The sequence below is a fragment of the Emcibacter nanhaiensis genome, assembly GCF_006385175.1.
Lineage (GTDB): Bacteria > Pseudomonadota > Alphaproteobacteria > Sphingomonadales > Emcibacteraceae > Emcibacter > Emcibacter nanhaiensis.
The window spans coordinates 591570-609822 of the sequence record NZ_VFIY01000004.1; the positions used below are offsets into that span (position 1 = coordinate 591570).

The 18253-nt window shown below is 56.6% G+C and carries 14 protein-coding genes and 1 pseudogene; 5 read left to right on the plus strand and 10 right to left on the minus strand.

The annotated features are described in order from the left end of the window. The 7 genes from queA to ssb all read right to left on the minus strand — a co-directional run bounded on the left by queA (window position 1) and on the right by ssb (window position 6966). Entirely contained in the window at window positions 1-1050 is a 1050-nt protein-coding gene (gene queA / locus FIV46_RS03240) for a tRNA preQ1(34) S-adenosylmethionine ribosyltransferase-isomerase QueA (RefSeq protein ID WP_139938358.1), read from the minus strand. A gap of 8 nt (window positions 1051-1058) precedes the next feature. Further along, complete coding sequence (locus FIV46_RS03245; RefSeq protein ID WP_246056850.1) at window positions 1059-1598, minus strand: peptidylprolyl isomerase; 540 nt, start codon at window positions 1596-1598, stop codon at window positions 1059-1061. Between the two features lie 24 nt (window positions 1599-1622). After that, complete coding sequence (gene coaD / locus FIV46_RS03250; protein WP_139938359.1) at window positions 1623-2138, minus strand: pantetheine-phosphate adenylyltransferase; 516 nt, start codon at window positions 2136-2138, stop codon at window positions 1623-1625. Window positions 2139-2141: 3 nt separating this feature from the next. Then, on the minus strand, window positions 2142-4817 hold the full coding sequence (gyrA, locus tag FIV46_RS03255) for a DNA gyrase subunit A (protein ID WP_139938632.1): 2676 nt from the start codon (window positions 4815-4817) through the stop codon (window positions 2142-2144). Window positions 4818-5160: 343 nt separating this feature from the next. After that, the gene (locus tag FIV46_RS03260) at window positions 5161-6105 is read right to left on the minus strand and encodes a CgnE/CgnB domain-containing protein (protein WP_139938360.1); all 945 of its coding nucleotides are present in this window, start codon (window positions 6103-6105) and stop codon (window positions 5161-5163) included. After that, window positions 6105-6326, minus strand: a complete 222-nt coding sequence (locus tag FIV46_RS03265; protein ID WP_139938361.1) for a hypothetical protein — start codon at window positions 6324-6326, stop codon at window positions 6105-6107. The genes FIV46_RS03260 and FIV46_RS03265 overlap by 1 nt, the downstream gene beginning before the upstream one ends. Window positions 6327-6471: 145 nt before the next feature. Continuing rightward, window positions 6472-6966: a single-stranded DNA-binding protein gene (gene ssb / locus FIV46_RS03270; RefSeq protein WP_139938362.1), complete on the minus strand. Its 495-nt coding sequence runs from the start codon at window positions 6964-6966 to the stop codon at window positions 6472-6474. Window positions 6967-7139: 173 nt separating this feature from the next. Here ssb and uvrA point away from each other — a divergent pair, with 173 nt between their 5' ends. From uvrA to trmFO, 4 genes are all read left to right on the plus strand, one after another. Then, a complete protein-coding gene (uvrA, locus tag FIV46_RS03275) occupies window positions 7140-9983 on the plus strand; it encodes an excinuclease ABC subunit UvrA (protein ID WP_139938363.1) in 2844 nt (947 codons plus the stop codon). A gap of 358 nt (window positions 9984-10341) precedes the next feature. After that, window positions 10342-11919, plus strand: coding sequence for a methyl-accepting chemotaxis protein (locus tag FIV46_RS03280; RefSeq protein ID WP_139938364.1), 1578 nt, complete (start codon window positions 10342-10344; stop codon window positions 11917-11919). A 253-nt stretch (window positions 11920-12172) separates the two neighbouring features. Beyond that, window positions 12173-13759, plus strand: coding sequence for a methyl-accepting chemotaxis protein (locus FIV46_RS03285; RefSeq protein ID WP_139938365.1), 1587 nt, complete (start codon window positions 12173-12175; stop codon window positions 13757-13759). Between the two features lie 65 nt (window positions 13760-13824). Continuing rightward, window positions 13825-15198, plus strand: a complete 1374-nt coding sequence (gene trmFO, locus FIV46_RS03290) for a methylenetetrahydrofolate--tRNA-(uracil(54)-C(5))-methyltransferase (FADH(2)-oxidizing) TrmFO (RefSeq protein WP_139938366.1) — start codon at window positions 13825-13827, stop codon at window positions 15196-15198. Here the strand turns inward: trmFO and FIV46_RS03295 are convergent. Next, window positions 15181-16032: a phytoene/squalene synthase family protein gene (locus FIV46_RS03295; RefSeq protein ID WP_139938367.1), complete on the minus strand. Its 852-nt coding sequence runs from the start codon at window positions 16030-16032 to the stop codon at window positions 15181-15183. The two genes, trmFO and FIV46_RS03295, sit on opposite strands and share 18 nt — an antisense overlap. Before the next feature lie 187 nt (window positions 16033-16219). Between FIV46_RS03295 and FIV46_RS03300 the strand changes: the two are divergent. Further along, window positions 16220-16866, plus strand: a pseudogene (locus FIV46_RS03300) (urate hydroxylase PuuD). A gap of 52 nt (window positions 16867-16918) precedes the next feature. On the opposite strand, the gene FIV46_RS03305 reads toward FIV46_RS03300, so the two are convergent. Continuing rightward, on the minus strand, window positions 16919-17296 hold the full coding sequence (locus tag FIV46_RS03305; RefSeq protein ID WP_139938369.1) for an Mth938-like domain-containing protein: 378 nt from the start codon (window positions 17294-17296) through the stop codon (window positions 16919-16921). 9 nt (window positions 17297-17305) lie between these two features. After that, window positions 17306-18253, minus strand: coding sequence for a protein translocase subunit SecF (secF, locus tag FIV46_RS03310; RefSeq protein ID WP_139938370.1), 948 nt, complete (start codon window positions 18251-18253; stop codon window positions 17306-17308).

The window sequence follows — 18253 nt, forward strand, 5'->3', positions numbered from 1 at the left end:
TCATTTCCGGCATATCTGGTCCTCCCGGCACAGCAGGCTGCTGTCACCATAGGAATAGAAACGATAGCCCTCGTCAATGGCGTGCGCGTAAGCGGCTTTCATATTGTCGAACCCGGCAAAGGCGCTGACCAGCATGAACAGGGTCGATTTCGGCAGGTGGAAATTGGTCATCAGCACATCGACGCAACGGAACCTGTAGCCGGGGGTGATGAAAATATCCGTATCGGCAGAAAACGGCCGGGTCACGCCCTGCTCGTCGGTGGCACTTTCCAGCAGCCGCAGCGACGTGGTACCGACGGCAATCACCCGGTTTCCCCGTGCGTGCGCCGCATTGATTTTGTCCGCCACCTCCGGGGTAATCTCGCCCCATTCGGCGTGCATCTTGTGCTCTTCGGTATCCTCGGCCTTGACCGGCAGGAAGGTGCCGGCGCCCACATGCAGGGTCACGGTCAGCCGCTCGACCCCGGCATCATCAATCTTCGCCAGAAGCTCGTCGGTAAAATGCAGACCAGCGGTCGGCGCTGCCACGGCGCCGTCCTTTTCACTATAGACGGTCTGGTAATCCGACAAATCCTGCTCGTCCACCGGTCGCTGTGAGGCAATATAGGGCGGCAACGGCATCACGCCGACCTCATCCAGCGCCTCGCGGAGCGCGGTGCCCTGGCGGTCAAACTGCAGGGTCACTTCCCCGGCCTCGCCCTTTTCCAGCACTTCGGCGGCGAGCTTGTCCTGGAAATTGATCACGTCGCCCGGTTTCAGCTTCTTGGCCGGTTTGGCAAAGGCCTTCCAGCACCCCTCGCCCGCATTCATATGCAGGGTCAGTTCGATCTTGGCGTCGCGCCGTTTGCCGGTGAGCCTGGCCGGAATCACCCGGGTATCGTTGAAAACCATCACATCGCCGGGCCGGAGATAGTCGACAATGTCGCTGACCTGCCGGTCTTCCAGTTCATTGCCCTTGACCACAAGAAAGCGCGCCCCGGCGCGGTCGGCGGCGGGGCGGAGGGCAATCAGCTCCCGGGGGAGCTCGAAATCAAACAGGTCGACTTTCAAGGGGCGTCTTATTCCTTCACGTCGGCAGCAACCTGCATCTTGACGATGATGTCGGGATCCGTGAAGCCCGGGCCTTCGCCGATTTTGATGTTGTCCACATACTGCATGCCGTCAACCACCCGGCCCCAGACCGTATACTGGCCGTCCAGGTGCGGGGCATGCTCAAAGCAGATGAAGAACTGGCTGTCGGCGCTGTTGGGGTCCATGGCGCGGGCCATGGACACGGTGCCGCGCAGGTGCGGCATATCGTTGAACTCGGCCGGCAGGTTCTGGCCGGAGCCGCCGGTGCCGTTACCGAGCGGATCACCGGTCTGGGCCATGAAGCCCGGGATCACCCGGTGGAATTTCAGGCCGTCGTAAAAGCCTTCGCGGACCAGTTCCTTGATCCGGGCCACATGTTTCGGGGCCTTGTCCGGATACATTTCAATAACAACCCGGCCGTCTTTCAGGTCCAGATACAGGGTGTTCTCGAGGTCCAAGTCCATGGCTTTTGCTCCTGCCGTAAATAAGATAAAGGCGACCAGCGCCCTGAAAAATGTTTTCATCATGATTAGTTCCTGGATTTGCGCTGTTTATACAGCTTTCCCCATCTTTTCCAACACTTTTTCACGCACATTTGGCGTAACAAAGGCAGAGATGTCCCCGTCAAAAGAGGCAATTTCCTTGACCAGGCGCGAAGCAATGGCCTGGTAGGACGGGTCCGCCATCAGGAAGACCGTCTCCACATCCGGGTTGAGCTTGTAGTTCATGGCCGTCATCTGGAATTCATATTCAAAGTCTGATACGGCGCGGAGCCCGCGAAAGATCATGGTGGCGCCGATTTCCTCGGCATAGGTCATCAGCAGGCTGGAGAAGGGCTTCACCTCGATGACCATATTATGCTCTTTTTCGATGAAGGCGGTCTCCGCCTTCACCAGTTCCACCCGTTCTTCCAGCGGAAACAGCGGATTCTTGGACGGATTGGTGGAAATGCCCAGCACCAGACGGTCCACCAGCCGGGCGGCCCGCTTGATGATATCCATATGCCCCAGGGTGATGGGATCAAAGGTGCCGGGATAAAGGCCGACGACTTCGCTATGTTTGCTCATGGCTTACTCCTCGGCTTCACCTTCAGGCGCTGCAGAAGCGGTGTCTTCGCCGGCCGCACCATTTTCCTCGCCTTCTTCCTCTTCCTCATCGCCGGTATCTGTCACCCGTTCCACGGACACGATATGTTCATCGTCACCGACCTTGAACAGGGTCACGCCCTGGGTGTTGCGGCCGGCGATGCGGACGTCGTGAACCGGCACCCGGATCAGGCGGCCCTGGTCGGTCACCATCATCAGCTGGTCCTGCTCCTCGATCGGGAAGGCCCCGATGACGTCGCCGTTACGTTCCGAGGTCTCGATATTGACGATGCCCTGGCCGCCGCGGTTGGTCACGCGATATTCATAGGCCGAGGTCCGCTTGCCATAGCCGTTGACGGTAACGCTGAGGATGAATTCCTCCTGCGCCTGCAGTTCGGCAACCCGGTCTTCGCCCATACCTTCCGGCAGTTCCGGCTCCTCGCCGCGGCGCAGGGCATTGGCGTACCTCAGGTAGTTATCGCGCTCTTCCATGACAATGTCGGTGCCTTTGAGGATCGACATGGACACCACTTCATCGCCCTCGGCCAGCCGGATACCGCGCACCCCGTCGGAGTTGCGGCCTTTGAACAGGCGCACCGCGGTGGCGTTGAAGCGGATACATTTGCCGCCCTTGGCCGCCATCAGCACATCATCGCTCTCCTCGCAGGCAGCGACCCCGATCAGCTTGTCCCCTTCGCTGAGCTTGATGGCGATCTTGCCGTTGGCGCGGACGTTGGAGAAATCGCTGAGCAGGTTGCGGCGGATATTGCCCTTGGAGGTGGCAAAGACCGCATGCAGCTCGCCCCAGCTGTCCTCATCCTCCGGCAGCGGCAGGATGGTGGAAATGGTTTCGTCCTGCTGCAGCGGCAGGATATTGATCAGGGCCTTGCCCTTGGACTGCGGCGTGCCCGGGGGCAGCTTCCAGACCTTGAGCTTATAGACCTGCCCCAGATTCGAGAAAAACAGCACCGGCGTATGGGTGTTGGCGACAAAGACGTTCTGGAGGAAATCCTCCTCTTTGGTCTGCATGCCGCTGCGCCCCTTGCCGCCACGCCGCTGGGCCCGGTAGGTGGTGAGAGGCACCCGCTTGATGTAGCCCGAGTGGGTCACGGTCACGACCATGTCTTCCTTCTGGATCAGGTCCTCGTCATCGATATCGCCGAATTCGGCCGGGACGATTTCGGTGCGGCGCGGGTTGGCGAAGGCTTCGCGGTAGGCGACAAACTCGTCACGCATGATGCCGTAGAGTTTTTCTCTGGAGCGCAGGATTTCCAGATATTCCTCGATTTCCTCGGCCAGCTGTTGCAGTTCGCCGCCGATTTCTTCCCGGCCCAGCGCGGTCAGACGATGCAGGCGCAGTTCCAGGATCGCCCGGACCTGGGTCTCGGTCAGGATATATTTGCCGTCAACCACGCCGCGGCCCGGTTCGTTGATCAGGTTGATATAGCTTTCCACATCAACCGCATCCCATTCCTCGGCCATCAGGGCCTCGCGGGCGGCGGCCGGGTTCGGCGCCTTGCGGATCATGGCGACAATCTTGTCCAGGTTGTTGACCGCAATCACCAGGCCGACCAACACATGAGCCCGGTCCCTTGCCTTGCCGAGCTTGAACTTGGTGCGGCGGGTAATCACTTCCTCGCGGAAGCGGATAAAGGCCTCCAGGATATCGCGCAGGTTCATCACCTGCGGCCGGCCGTTGTTCAGCGCCAGGGTGTTGGAGCCAAAGCTGGTCTGCAGCGGGGTATAGCGGAACAACTGGTTAAGCACCACTTCCGGCACCGCGTCGCGCTTAATCTCGATCACCACGCGCACGCCCTGGCGGTCGGACTCGTCGCGGATTTCGGAAATGCCTTCAATGCGTTTATTGCGGACCACATCGGCGATATGTTCGATCATGCGCGCCTTGTTGACCTGATAGGGCACCTCGGTGACGATGATGGCTTCGCGGCCCTGGCGGATTTCCTCCACATGGGTCTTGCCGCGCATGACGATGGAGCCGCGGCCCGTCATCGCCGCCTGGCGGGCGCCGGAAGAGCCCATGATCAGGCCGCCGGTCGGAAAGTCCGGCCCCGGCACAATCTCGATCAGTTCCTCTAGGCTGGTTTCCGGATTGTCCACCAGCGCACAACAGGCGTCCAGCACCTCGCCCAGGTTATGGGGCGGAATATTGGTCGCCATACCGACGGCGATCCCGCCCGCGCCGTTGACCAGCAGGTTCGGGAAGCGGGCCGGCAAAACCCCGGGTTCATGTTCGGATTCGTCATAGTTGGGATGGAAATCGACTGTGTCCTTGTCGATGTCTTCCAGCAGGCCGCCGGCGGCCTTGTCCATGCGCGCTTCGGTGTAACGCATGGCGGCGGCCTTGTCGCCGTCCATGGAGCCGAAGTTGCCCTGGCCGTCGATCAGCGGCAGGCGCAGGGAGAAGTCCTGCGACATGCGGACCATGGCCTCGTAAATGGCGCTGTCCCCGTGCGGGTGGTATTTACCCATGACGTCACCGACCACGCGGGCCGACTTGCGGTAGGGCTTGGTCCAGTCATAGCCGTTTTCATACATGCTGTAGAGGATTCGGCGATGCACCGGTTTCAGGCCGTCACGCACGTCCGGCAGGGCGCGGCTCACGATCACGCTCATGGCGTAATCGAGATAGGAGGTTTTCATTTCCTCCTCGATGGTGATGCTTGAAATGTGTGGATCCGTGGGGTCTAGAACGACATTATCACTCAAGGAATTGTCCCTTATTTTTACTCTTCTATCTGTCCCTCATCATGTTTTATTTTCCGGTTATTATGCCCCTTCCAAAACATGACAAATGATGAGGTTCATTGATAGCAATTCCGGGGGGTATTAGCAAGGATCACGACCCCTAAAATGACAGTTTTATGAGGCCTGTACGACAGATCGAAACTATCGATGTGAAAGGAAGGCTGAGAGCAGCTATTTCCGTGGTTTTATCACAATTCCGAAGGTTAGGACGTCCAATGAAGTCAGGAATGATGTTTAATCAATTAAATCCAGAAATCCGGGCATAGGGCGAGACAAAATCGATATGCGCCGCTTCCTCCCCGGCCCCGAGCGCCAGATGGATACCCCCGGCGGGCTCGTTCAGTTGCGAATTGATCGACCAGTCGACCTGATCCGACGGCGCCAGCGCGCCGAAGCCCACTTCGGTGAGGTTGCCCCGCATCATGTCGTCGGTATAGGGCAGGATTTCCGGCAACAAGTCCTGCCCATCCCTGGTCAGGATGCGGGTCATTGTTGAGTCCCGGACTTCCAGCACCAGCGGAAATTCTCCGTTACTATATCTTTGCGCCAGCATCGACCAGATCTTATGGGCCGGGGGGCCGGACTCAAAATGGCTGTGCAAATGGTGAGCAACAGACACCCCGTTGCATGCCAGGGTGCCGGTCACATTGAAGGACCCATAGTCGTCGCTGGGCACCAGGCCGATCTCGAAAAACTGGATGATGCTGATCCATTCGCCGTGGGAAAGCTCGGGTTTAAGCTTGGGCGCAAACACATCCACATTGTCGCCAAGCTCGATCTGCAGATGACATCCTTCGGAGTCGACCGACAGGATATCCCGGGTATGCTGGATATTTTCGATGGCCCTGCGGTTATTGGCACAGGCCGCCGCAAAATCGAGTGTCCCCAGCCGGTTATGCATATAAGCAATAGACCTGTCGTCATGGGCAAAGGCCAGCAGTGGAACAAGCAACACGGCTGAACCGGACAACCGCCCATTCAACTCCACATTGGGGTGAATGGCCGGCACCGCCGGAACCAATAAAACCTCCTCGGGAATGCCACCCCTGTCATTGCAGACATCGTCAACAGAAAGGGTTCTGAATCCCGACGCCTTGAACTTGTCCAGCAGGGAGCGGCAATCGCTGACCACCGTCGGCAATTCCTTCGAGGGGAAGATTTCCCTCAATCCCTCAAATGACATCAGGGCTGCCCGGGCTCAACCCCTCTCTTCTTGGCATCCTCGATGATATGCTCGGCAGCCTCCTTGAAAGCCTTGTTAATCGCCTCGCTTGGATAGGAAATTGTATAAGTAACCCGTCGTGTTGGCTCAGCTTCCGATACCCTGTGCGTGCCGGTGCTGATTGTGACTTCGGAGACATCCTGATCGCCGGCGCCAACAAATTTCAATTTTCTTTCCGCCATATTCTCCTCCTGCGTGCTTTTTTGATATATATACATCCTATAATTGTTTTGCAGTTTTTTCAATGAAACTTAGGAGAAATCTAATGTCATAAAAAAAGCAGGCCCGAAGACCTGCTTTCTGAATTCTCAAAATGGCGCTCAAACCCTAGAACGGGATTTCGTCATCCATGTCGCCGCCGCCGGACGGGGCTGATCCGCCCCCGGAGCCGCCACCATAGCCGCCACCGGAGGAGCCGCCGCCGAAGTCATCACCACCGCTGGAGAAGCCGCCACCGGAAGAGCCTTCATTTCGGCCGCCGAGCATGGTCAGCTCGCCGCGGTATTTCTGCAGCACCACCTCGGTGGTGTATTTTTCCTGGCCTGACTGATCGGTCCATTTGCGGGTCTGCAGCGCGCCCTCGATATAGACGGTGGAGCCTTTTTTCAGATACTGCTCGGCCACCCGGCACAGATTCTCGTTAAAAATCACTACCCGGTGCCATTCGGTCCGCTCCTTGCGCTCCCCGGTCATCCGGTCTTTCCAGGTCTCGGACGTCGCCAGGCTCAGGTTCACCACCGGTGAGCCGTCCTGGGTATGGCGCACTTCCGGATCACGGCCCAGATTCCCCACCAGAATGACTTTATTGACACTTCCTGCCATCTGTATTTCCTTCTTATTCGTATTTGATATGATGCATCACCATAACGGCCTCAACAGCGTCTGCAAAGCAAATTTTAGCATCTTTTCCGATGAGAACAAAATAAGAACTTGACTTATGGACAAAAAGCGCCAAATTGGCAAAGAGTTAGGACTAAAATGATCAGTGGTGGACTATGCTGACCAAAATCTCCGTTCGCGGCGCCAAGGAACATAATCTCAAGAATATCGATGTGGATATCCCCCGCGACAAGCTGGTGGTGATCACCGGCCTGAGCGGCTCCGGCAAATCCTCCCTCGCCTTCGACACCATCTATGCCGAGGGCCAGCGCCGCTATGTGGAAAGCCTGTCGGCTTATGCGCGCCAGTTCCTGGAAATGATGCAGAAGCCCGATTGCGAGCATATCGAGGGCCTCTCGCCCGCCATTTCCATCGAGCAGAAGACCACGTCACGCAACCCGCGCTCCACCGTCGGCACCGTAACTGAAATCTATGACTATATGCGGCTGCTGTTCGCCCGCATCGGCGTGCCCTATTCCCCGGCCACCGGTCTGCCGATCGAAAGCCAGACCGTGAGCCAGATGGTCGACAAGGTCATGGCGCTCGAGGAAGGCACCCGGCTCTATCTGCTGGCGCCGATCGTGCGCGGCCGCAAAGGCGAATACCGCAAGGAGTTTGCCGAGCTGCTGAAGAAAGGCTTCCAGCGGGTCAAGGTGGACGGCGAGTTTTACGAGCTCGACCAGGTCCCGGCACTCAACAAGAAGCTCAAGCATGAAATCGAGGTGGTGGTCGACCGGCTGGTGGTGCGGGACGGCCTGGAAACCCGGCTCGCCGACAGCCTGGAGACGGCGCTTACCCTGGCCGACGGCCTCGCCATTGCCGAATATGCGAGTGGTGACAAGGCCGGCGAGCAGATCATGTTCTCGGAAAAATTCGCCTGTCCGGTGTCCGGATTTACCATCGAGGAAGTGGAGCCGCGGCTGTTTTCTTTCAACAATCCGTTCGGCGCCTGCCCGACCTGCGACGGCCTCGGCCAGAAGCTCTATTTTGATCCGGACCTGGTGGTGCCGGACAAGTCAAAGACCCTGAAGGACGGCGCGCTGGCGCCCTGGGGCAAGTCCAATGCGCCCTATTACAGCCAGACCATCGACAGCATCGCCCGCCATTACGGCTTCCGGACCAATACCCGCTGGGAAGACCTCAAGCCGGAGTATCAGGACGTCTTGCTCTATGGTTCCGGTCATGAAGTGATCGAGATGATCTATATCGACGGACGCAAGAGCTACACCGTGGAAAAGCCGTTTGAAGGGGTAATCGGCAACATCCAGCGGCGCTGGCGCGAAACCGACAGCAATATGATCCGCGACGAGCTCGGCAAATACCAGAGCAGCGCCACCTGCGAAACCTGTGACGGCTACCGCCTGAAACAGGAGGCGCTGGCGGTCAAGGTTGACGGCAAGCATATCGGCGAAGTCTCCCAGCTTTCCGTCAAGGACAGCTTTGACTGGTTCAACAGCCTGCCCGGGCATCTGACGGAAAAGCAGGGCGAGATCGCCACCCGGATCCTGAAGGAAATTACCGAACGGCTCGGTTTCCTCAATAATGTGGGGCTCGATTACCTGAACCTCAGCCGCAACAGCGGCACCCTGTCCGGCGGCGAAAGCCAACGCATCCGCCTCGCCTCGCAGATCGGTTCCGGCCTCACCGGGGTGCTCTATGTGCTCGACGAGCCGTCCATCGGCCTGCACCAGCGGGACAATGACCGGCTGCTGGAAACGCTGATGAACCTGCGCGACATGGGCAACAGCGTACTGGTGGTGGAACATGACGAGGATGCGATCCGCGCCGCCGACCATGTAATCGACATGGGGCCCGGCGCCGGGGTGCACGGCGGTGAAATCGTCAGCGAAGGCACGCCGGCACAGATCATGGCCGACCCCAACAGCCTGACCGGGCAATATCTGTCCGGCACCCGCTCAATCCCGGTGCCCGCAGAGCGCCGCCCCGGGCATATGGCCGGCAAGAAACGCAAGCAGATTGTGGTCAAGGAGGCAACCGGCAATAACCTGCAGAATGTGACCGCCGCCTTCCCGCTCGGCACTCTGACCTGTGTCACCGGCGTGTCCGGCTCCGGCAAGTCGACCCTGGTGATCGACACCCTGTACAAGGCCGTGGCCCGCAAGCTCAATAACAACCGCAATGTGCCGGCCCCGCACGGCGACATCACCGGGCTCGAATATATCGACAAGATCGTTGATATCGACCAGTCCCCGATCGGCCGCACGCCGCGTTCCAACCCGGCCACCTATACCGGCGCCTTTACCCCGATCCGCGACTGGTTCGCCGGTCTGCCCGAGGCCCAGGCCCGCGGTTACAAGCCGGGACGCTTCTCCTTCAACGTCAAGGGCGGGCGCTGCGAGGCCTGTCAGGGCGACGGGGTGATCAAGATCGAGATGCATTTCCTGCCCGACGTCTACGTGCAGTGCGATGTCTGCAAGGGCAAGCGCTATAACCGGGAAACCCTGGAGATTACCTACAAGGGCAAGAGTATCTCCGACATCTTGGATATGACCGTGGAGGACGGCGTCGAATTCTTTGCCGCCGTGCCGGCGATCCGCGACAAACTCAAGATGCTGAACAAGGTGGGCCTCAGCTACATCCAGATCGGCCAGGCCGCCACCACGCTGTCCGGCGGTGAGGCGCAGCGGGTCAAGCTGTCCAAGGAACTGTCCAAGCGTTCCACCGGCCGCACCCTCTATATCCTCGACGAGCCCACCACCGGGCTGCATTTCGAGGATGTCAGGAAACTAATGGAAGTATTGCAACATCTGGTTGATCAGGGCAATACCGTGATCATCATCGAACATAACCTGGAAGTGATCAAGCTGGCCGACTGGATTCTCGACCTCGGGCCGGAAGGCGGCGACGGCGGCGGCCAGATCATCGCCGAGGGGACGCCGGAAGAAATTTCTTTGTCAGAAATAAGCTATACCGCGCAATATCTTAAGTCGCTTATATAAAATTTGGATAATATTTTCAGCATCGTTAACCATTTGTTAACCACGCGAGCCCTATCCTGAAGTCATTACAGATACCCAACCTATTCTGTAAAACCTAGTACTCTATTACTCAATACAATCTCCATTGTGACCAGCGCCTGCTTCCCCCAAGCAGGCGCCTTTTTTTATTAAAATAAGTCTGAACTACGTCATAACCCATTAGTAGTACTATAGAAATATATAATGGCATATGCCATCATGGGTATTTTAAACAGTTTCCATTTATGGTAAATAATTTATCACTAAAGATCTAATGCAACCATAAATAAACGCAGGGCAGTCAGGCAGCCATACAGTCAAACAGCAGAGGGGGAGAACCATGCTGAAACAGACACAGGGTAAATTTGATTCCGATTCAGACTATCTAAATTCCGCCGCCAAATATGATATTTCTCCGCTTCACGGGAAAATCATCGAAAGCATCCCCATCAATGTGATGGTATGCGACAAGGAAACATTCACCGTTACCGGCGCCAACCACACCAGTATCCAGACACTTCGAAAGCTTGAACATCTTATTCCCATCAGGGCCGATGAGCTTATCGGCACCTGTATCGACCAGTTCCACAAACATCCGGAACATCAGCGTAAGCTGCTGGCCGACCCGGCCAACCTCCCCTACAACACCACCATCTCGTTGGGCGAGGAATATCTGGACCTGCTGGTCCAGGACCTGGATGCAGACCATCTGCTGCTGACCTGGTCGCTGGTCACCGACCGGGTAAAGACGGAACGTGAAACCGGCCAGTTGCTGGACATGCTGGACAAGATGCCGCTCAACATCATGACCTGCGACCCGGAAACCTTCGAAATCAACTATGTCAACCAGACCAGCCTGGAAATGTTGCGCAAGATCGAGCACCTGCTGCCGGTCAGGGCAGAAGACGTCAAGGGCAGTTCAATCGATATTTTCCACAAAAACCCGGAAATACAGCGCCGGATATTGAGCAATCCGGATAACCTGCCCCACCAGGCCCGCATCCAGCTTGGTAATGAAACCCTGAATCTGCGCATCTACCCCATCTTCGGAAGCACAGGTAAGTTCAGACGGATCATGGTGTCCTGGGATGTGATTACAGCCCAGGCACTGGTCGAAAAGGAAGTTGAACAGATTTCGTCACAGGTCTCCGCCGCGGCGACACAGCTGACCATGACATCCGAGCAACTGAACGTGCAGGCGGACCAGGCCCACGAAAAAGCGGCCCATGCCGCCGGTGAGGCTGCACAGACCTCCGCCAGTGTCAAAAATGTCGCCGCCGCCACCGAGGAAATGACCGCCAATATTTCCGAAATCCAGCGGCAAATCAATCATTCCATGTCGTTTGTACAGCAAGCCGTCGACCAAAGCCGTGACACATCGGAAACCATCAAAACCCTTGATGTCGCCGCCGGTGAAATCGGCTCCGTCATCAAGCTGATTGAGGATATTGCCGGCCAGACCAACCTGCTCGCGCTCAACGCCACCATCGAGGCGGCCCGGGCCGGAGAAGCCGGCAAGGGGTTTTCCGTGGTTGCGTCCGAAGTCAAGAACCTCGCCACACAGACGACGCAGGCAACCACTGATATCACCAACCGGGTCGAGGAAATTCAGAATTCCACCCAGAAGTCAGTGGAAGCCATTCTCAAGATTTCGGAAACCATCCAGACCGTCAATGATGCCTGCGGCGCCATTAACGACGCTGTGAACGAGCAAAGCGGCGCCACGGCGGAAATCAGCCGTAACATCCAGCAGGAAGCCGGAAGGTCGGAAAAAATGTCGGATAACCTTGGCGAGATAAACCAGATTATCGACAAAACCGGCATCTCCTCACAGGAACTGCAGGCGGCCGCCCGGGAACTCAACAATATGGCCAGGAAACTGTCGGAAGACATTCAGAATTTGCTGAAAAAATCCTGAGGCAAACTCCTTTCCCTATTCAAGCCGGGTCATCACACGATCCGGCTTTTATTTTATATAATTTTCCTCAGAAGAATAGTAATCCGTTGAACTCACTATACTAATAATAGGTCTTAATAGAACATTAAGCTTATTATAATATGTTGCCCATACAAACAAATAACGACCCGGAAAAAAAATAAACACCGGGGCATACAACGCACAAAGGGTATAACCGGATGCGGTTCAGCCGCTCGGTTCAGGAGTATAGTAAATGCTGAAGTTCAAGGGTAAAAAGACTCCCCATAAAATCGCTGCGCCTATTTCTCAAAGCATCATCCAGGAAAACAATTCGTCATCACTCCACCAAACAGTGATGGAAGCTATTCCACTCAATGTGATGGTTTGTGACAAGGAATCATTTGTCATTACACACGCAAACCGGGCCAGTTTGCGAACTCTCAAGAAACTGGAACATCTCATTCCGATCAAAGCCGACAATCTGATCGGCACCTGTATCGATGTCTTTCACAAGACACCTGAACACCAACGGAAACTGCTGGCCGACCCGGCCAATCTTCCCTTTCAGACGGTCATCTCCCTCGGTGAAGAACACCTGGATCTCATGGTGCAGGACCTGGACTCGAAAAACCTGCTGCTGACCTGGTCGGTGGTTACCGAAAAAGTCAATATTGAGCGGGAAACCGAGCAGCTCCTGAACATGCTGGACAAGATGCCGCTCAATATCATGACCTGTGATCCGCAAACCTTTGACATAAACTACGTCAATGCGACCAGTGTCGAGACCCTGAAAAAAATTGAATCCCTGTTGCCGGTGAAAGCCGATCAGGTTCTGGGCAGCAATATTGATATTTTCCATAAAAATCCGCATATGCAGCGTGAACTGCTGAGTGATTCCGCGAAGCTCCCCCACAAGGCGCGCATCAAACTTGGTGAAGAGACCCTGTTGTTACGGATCAATCCTGTTCACAACAGCAGTGGCAATATCGATCGCATCATGGTGACCTGGGATATCGTCACCAACCAGGTGCGTGTCGAAGAGCAAACCACCCAGATTTCCAATCAGGTTGCTTCTGCGGCTTCACAGCTGTCCGCCACATCCGACTCCCTGAACGGGCTGGCGGATGACGCACGCCAGCGGACGGCCGAGTCCTCCGACAAGGCGGAGCAATCCGCCGGAAGCGTCAAAAATATTGCAGCCGCCACGGAAGAGATGACGGCCAATATCGGAGAGATCCAGCGTCAGGTCAATGCAGCTATGATGGTTGTCAATGAAGCCGTCAACCAGGGCAAGGAAACCATGGACACCATTCGGAACCTGGATCAGGCTGCGGCGGAAATCGGCGCCGTCATCAAACTGATCGAGGATATCGCCAGTCAGACCAACCTTCTGGCGCTCAACGCCACGATCGAGGCCGCCCGGGCGGGGGAATCCGGCAAAGGGTTTGCCGTTGTTGCCGGTGAAGTGAAGAACCTGGCAACCCAGACAACCCAGGCCACCACTGACATCACCAGTCGCGTGGAAGAAATCCAGAGTTCCACAAAAAGGTCGGTGGAAGCCATCACCAAAGTGTCAGACAGCATTCAATCGGTTAGCGACAGCTGCAGCCTTATCACGGGCTCCATCAACGAACAAAGCAGGGCAACGACAGAAATCAGCGTCAACATTCAGGAAGAGGCCGGCCGTTCCACAGTCATGTCCGAGAATATCTCCCGCATCTCCAGCATCATTGACGAGACCGGTGCGTCTTCACAGGAAGTACAAGCCGCTGCCCGGGAACTCAATAAACTGGCGAGAAACCTCGCCCAGGGCATCAGTCAGTTGTTGCAGGACCAATAACGGCCAAAAGCAGCTTTTCATCCTTTTCTTCCGGTGCTATGAAGCCCGGGAGAAAAGGATTTTTTATGACTGACACCACAGCGAAAGAAGTTCATGTAATCGGCGGCGGCATGGCCGGCACCGAAGCGGCCTGGCAGTTGCTTGAGGCGGGTGTCCCTGTTGTGCTGCATGAAATGCGCCCAGCAGTGAAAACCGACGCCCATGTCACCGACGGTCTGGCGGAACTGGTGTGCTCCAACAGTTTCCGTTCGGACGATTTTGAGAATAATGCGGTCGGATTGCTGCATGAGGAAATGCGCCGCTGCGGCAGCCTGGTCATGGAGGCCGCGGCCGCCACCAAGGTCCCGGCCGGCAGCGCCCTCGCCGTCGATCGGGAACAGTTCAGCCGCTATGTGGAAGACAAGCTCACTTCCCATCCCCTGTTTACGCTGAAGCGGGAGGAAATCCCGGCCATTCCGCCGGCCGAATGGGATAATGTCATCATCGCCACCGGCCCCCTCACCTCGGCACGGCTGGCGGAAGCGACCCTGGAACTGACCGGCAAGGATTCACTGGCTTTCTTCGATGCCATCGCGCCGATCGTCTACAAGGAGAGCATTGATTTCAGCAAGGCCTGGTTCCAGTCCCGCTATGACAAGGGCGAAGGCGCCGACTATATCAACTGCCCGCTCAGTGAAGAGCTGTATAATGAACTGATTGACGACCTGCTGGATGGCGACAAGGCCGACTATAAGGAATGGGAAAAGGACACGCCCTATTTTGAAGGCTGTATGCCCATCGAAGTGATGGCCGAGCGTGGCCGCCAGACCCTGAGCTTCGGGCCGCTAAAGCCGGTGGGCCTGCGCAATCCTCATTCTGACGAGCAGCCCTATGCCGTGGTCCAGCTGCGCCAGGATAATGCCCTCGGCACGCTCTATAACATCGTCGGCTTCCAGACCAAGCTTAAATATGGCGCCCAGAAAGAAGTGTTCCGAAAGATCCCCGGCCTGGAAAAGGCCGAATTCGCCCGGCTTGGCGGCCTGCACCGCAATACCTTCATCAACAGCCCGGAACTGCTGGACAATCAACTGCGCCTGAAGAAAATGCCGCGGCTGCGCTTTGCCGGCCAGATGACGGGCGTTGAGGGCTATGTGGAAAGCGCCGCCATGGGCCTGATGGCCGGGCGCTTCGCCGCCGCAGAGAGACTGGGCCGGCAAATCACCCCGCCGCCGGTCACCACAGCCTTCGGCGCCCTGATCAACCATATCACCGGCGGCCATATCCCCGGCGCACCGGAACAGAAGACCTTCCAGCCCATGAATATTAATTTCGGCATCATGCCGCCGCTGGAAAGCAACCGCTGGCCCGACGGCCGCAAGATGAAAAAGGCCGAACGCAAACCGGCCAAAGCCGCCCGGGCGCTGAAAGACCTGCAGGAGTGGCTAGACGCGCTTGAGTAAAGCGTCGAACATCAGGCGGCACTGACGGGAAAAGGCATCGGACTTTTCCTGCAGGCTGAACGGGCTAAAACCTGCCTTTTTCAGGCTCTTCAGGTAGCTGCGCGACAGGGAATTGAGCAGAAACATGGAATGAGCTTCCCCGGGGATTGATCTGCGCCCTGTTTTCAGGTCTCTCAGAACAGCTTCCGCCTCGGCACAAACTTCGCCGGTCACCCGGGCAAGGGACTCACGTTTCTCCGGCGCCGCCAGGAAGTCCCGGGACAATCCTTCCCGTTCCATCAGGTCCGCAGGCAGAAAGACCTTCCTCAACGACAGATGGTAGGGCACCGCCCGCACAAGACCGATCATCCCCCAGGCGAGACCGCTGCTTCCGGCATGTTCCAGCAGCACAGGATCAGCCCCGCCCAGAACCTGTGCCGCCAACCGGGCCAGGTTTCCGGAAGTTTTCTGCAGATAGTCCCTGAGGTCGTCAAGGGACTGTGGATTTTCGTCATAGATATCCTGGCCCCGGGCGTCGATGATTTCAATGAACGTCTCTCGCGGCAGGCCGTGGCGCCTGATGGTCCCGGCCAGGGCTTCCACCACTTCATGTTTGCGCGGTGTGTCAGCGTATATCTCGTCGATCGCTTCCCGCCACCATTGCAGGCGGATTTCCCCCAGCATCGGTTCCGATACCGTCTCGCGGATTTTCGCAAGCTCCTGGTTGAAGGCGTAAAGGGCGAACAGATCCGACCGCCGCTCCTTCGGGGCGAACAGCACCGTCAGGAACCTGTCATGGTCCTGTTTTCTTACCTGCGCGCCGCAATACTCAAAGATGTTTTTTTCGTCTGTCATACCCTGTTCCGACTTTCATCCTTCATGCCGTAAAACCGTTGCAAGAACAAGCCTAACCGACCGAAAAAAAAGGTTTTTTGACGAAAGCATTCTAACCTGTTAACCTTGGTCCATCCTGAAAAAGGATAGAGGGAAATTTGCCACAAATAAAATACAGGCAAATTTATAAATATAGGGACTTTAAAAAATGAGCAAAATACTGGAATCCTTGCCGTTGACGGTGGTCGCCGGCATTGTACTTACCATTATTATGGTATTTGCAACAAACTATCTCGAAAACAGTGGCAAATCGGATGCGGAAAAAGCCGTTTCCGACATGATGAAGTAGATAGAGGGGAAGCAAATATCATGACACATGAATTCGGACTCTTTCTTGTACGTTATCTCCATGTTCTCAGCGGTGTAATGTGGATTGGCATCCTGTGGTACTTCAACTTCGTCCAGATCCCGAGCATGCCGAAAATCCCTGACGACCAGAAACCGGCCATCAGCAAGGTGATCGCCCCTGAAGCTCTGTTCTGGTTCCGCTGGGCCGCGCTCAGCACCATCATCTTCGGCCTGATCCTGGCCTGGATGAACGGCTATATCGTCGAGGCCCTGACTCTGCAGCAGCCTGATATCGGCTTCGGCATGTGGTTCGGACTGATCATGGCCTTCAACGTCTGGTTCATCATCTGGCCGAACCAGAAGATTGCGCTCGGCATTGTCGAAGCGGACGCAAGCGCCAAACCGGCAGCTGCCCGTAAGGCGATGCTGTTCTCCCGCACCAACACGCTTCTGTCCATTCCCATGCTGTTCAGCATGATTTCCGGACAGAACTCCGTGGGACTGTAGAAGAGATCACATATCAACGGAAAAGGCCGGACATGTTCCGGCCTTTTTTGATTCAGACGGCGATCAGGGCCGCGGCTACCCGTCGCCCCTCCAGCAGCAGCACATTGTAGGTCCTGGAGGCCGCGCCGGTGGCCATCACCTCGACGCCGACGCCGTGGCCTTCCAGATAGCTGCGCAGGTTGCGGTCGAGGAAAATCATATTCTCCCCGGTCCCTATGATCAACAGCTCCAGCTCGTCGCTCATCTCGACGATGCGGGCAAAACTCTCCGGGCTGAGCTGCTCCTTCGAGGTCACCTCCCAAGGGTAATAGCCCTGGGGTGTGAGCAGGACGGAGCCTTCAACGCGCAGATTCTCCCCGATCCGGAACCCGCCATTGCCATAAGAGGAAATGCTGGTTTCGGACTGGGATTTGGCTTCTTCAAACTTCATGGGTCGGGATCAGCCTTTTTCCGGCGGCAGAACTTCCATCCCCTCCGGAATCTCATTGTCCGGCTCCCGGCGCATTTCAAACCACATCAGCACCGGACAGGCGATAAAGATGGAGGAATAGGTCCCGACAAAAATGCCCCAGATCATGGCGGCGGTGAAGCCGTGGATATTCTCGCCCCCGAAATAGAACAGTGCCCCAAGCGCCAGCAGCGTGGTGAAGGACGTCATGGTTGTCCGTGACAGGGTCTCGTTCAGGCTGAGGTTCAGCAGTTCAAGCATGTCCATCTTGCGATATTTGCGCAGGTTCTCCCTGACGCGGTCATAGACAACCACCGTATCGTTCAGGGAATAGCCGACAATCGTCAGAATCGCGGCAATAATGGAAAGGTTGAATTCCATCTCGATAAAGCAGAACAGGCCGATGGTCAGGCACACATCATGGATCAGGGCGATCACCGCCCCGAGGCCGAACTGCCATTCAAAGCGGAACCAGATGTACACCAGCACCGCGAGAACGGCCAGGGTCACCGACAGGACGCCATCCTCAATCAGTTCGCCGGAGACTTTGGGCCCCACCGTTTCCGTCCGCCGGAAACTGACTTCGCCCTCGACCGTTTTGTCCAGGGTGGCCTTGACCTCCTCGACAATCTGTTCCAGCGACTTGTCCTGCTGGTATTCCAGGCGGATCAGTACGTCAGTCGGATCCCCGAACTCCTGCACCACCGGGGTGCCCATGCCGAGGCTGCCGACGGACTCGCGTATTGCCGCCAGGTCGGCCGTCTGCTCGGTCTTGACCTCCATCAGGACGCCACCCTTGAAATCGATACCGAAGTTCAGGCCATGGGTAAAGAACAGGATAACCGAGGCAACGAGCATTGACAGGGAAAGGGCAAAGGCCGCCTTCCGGTAATTGACGAATTTGATATTCGTATTATCAGGAACCAGTTTAAGTAACAT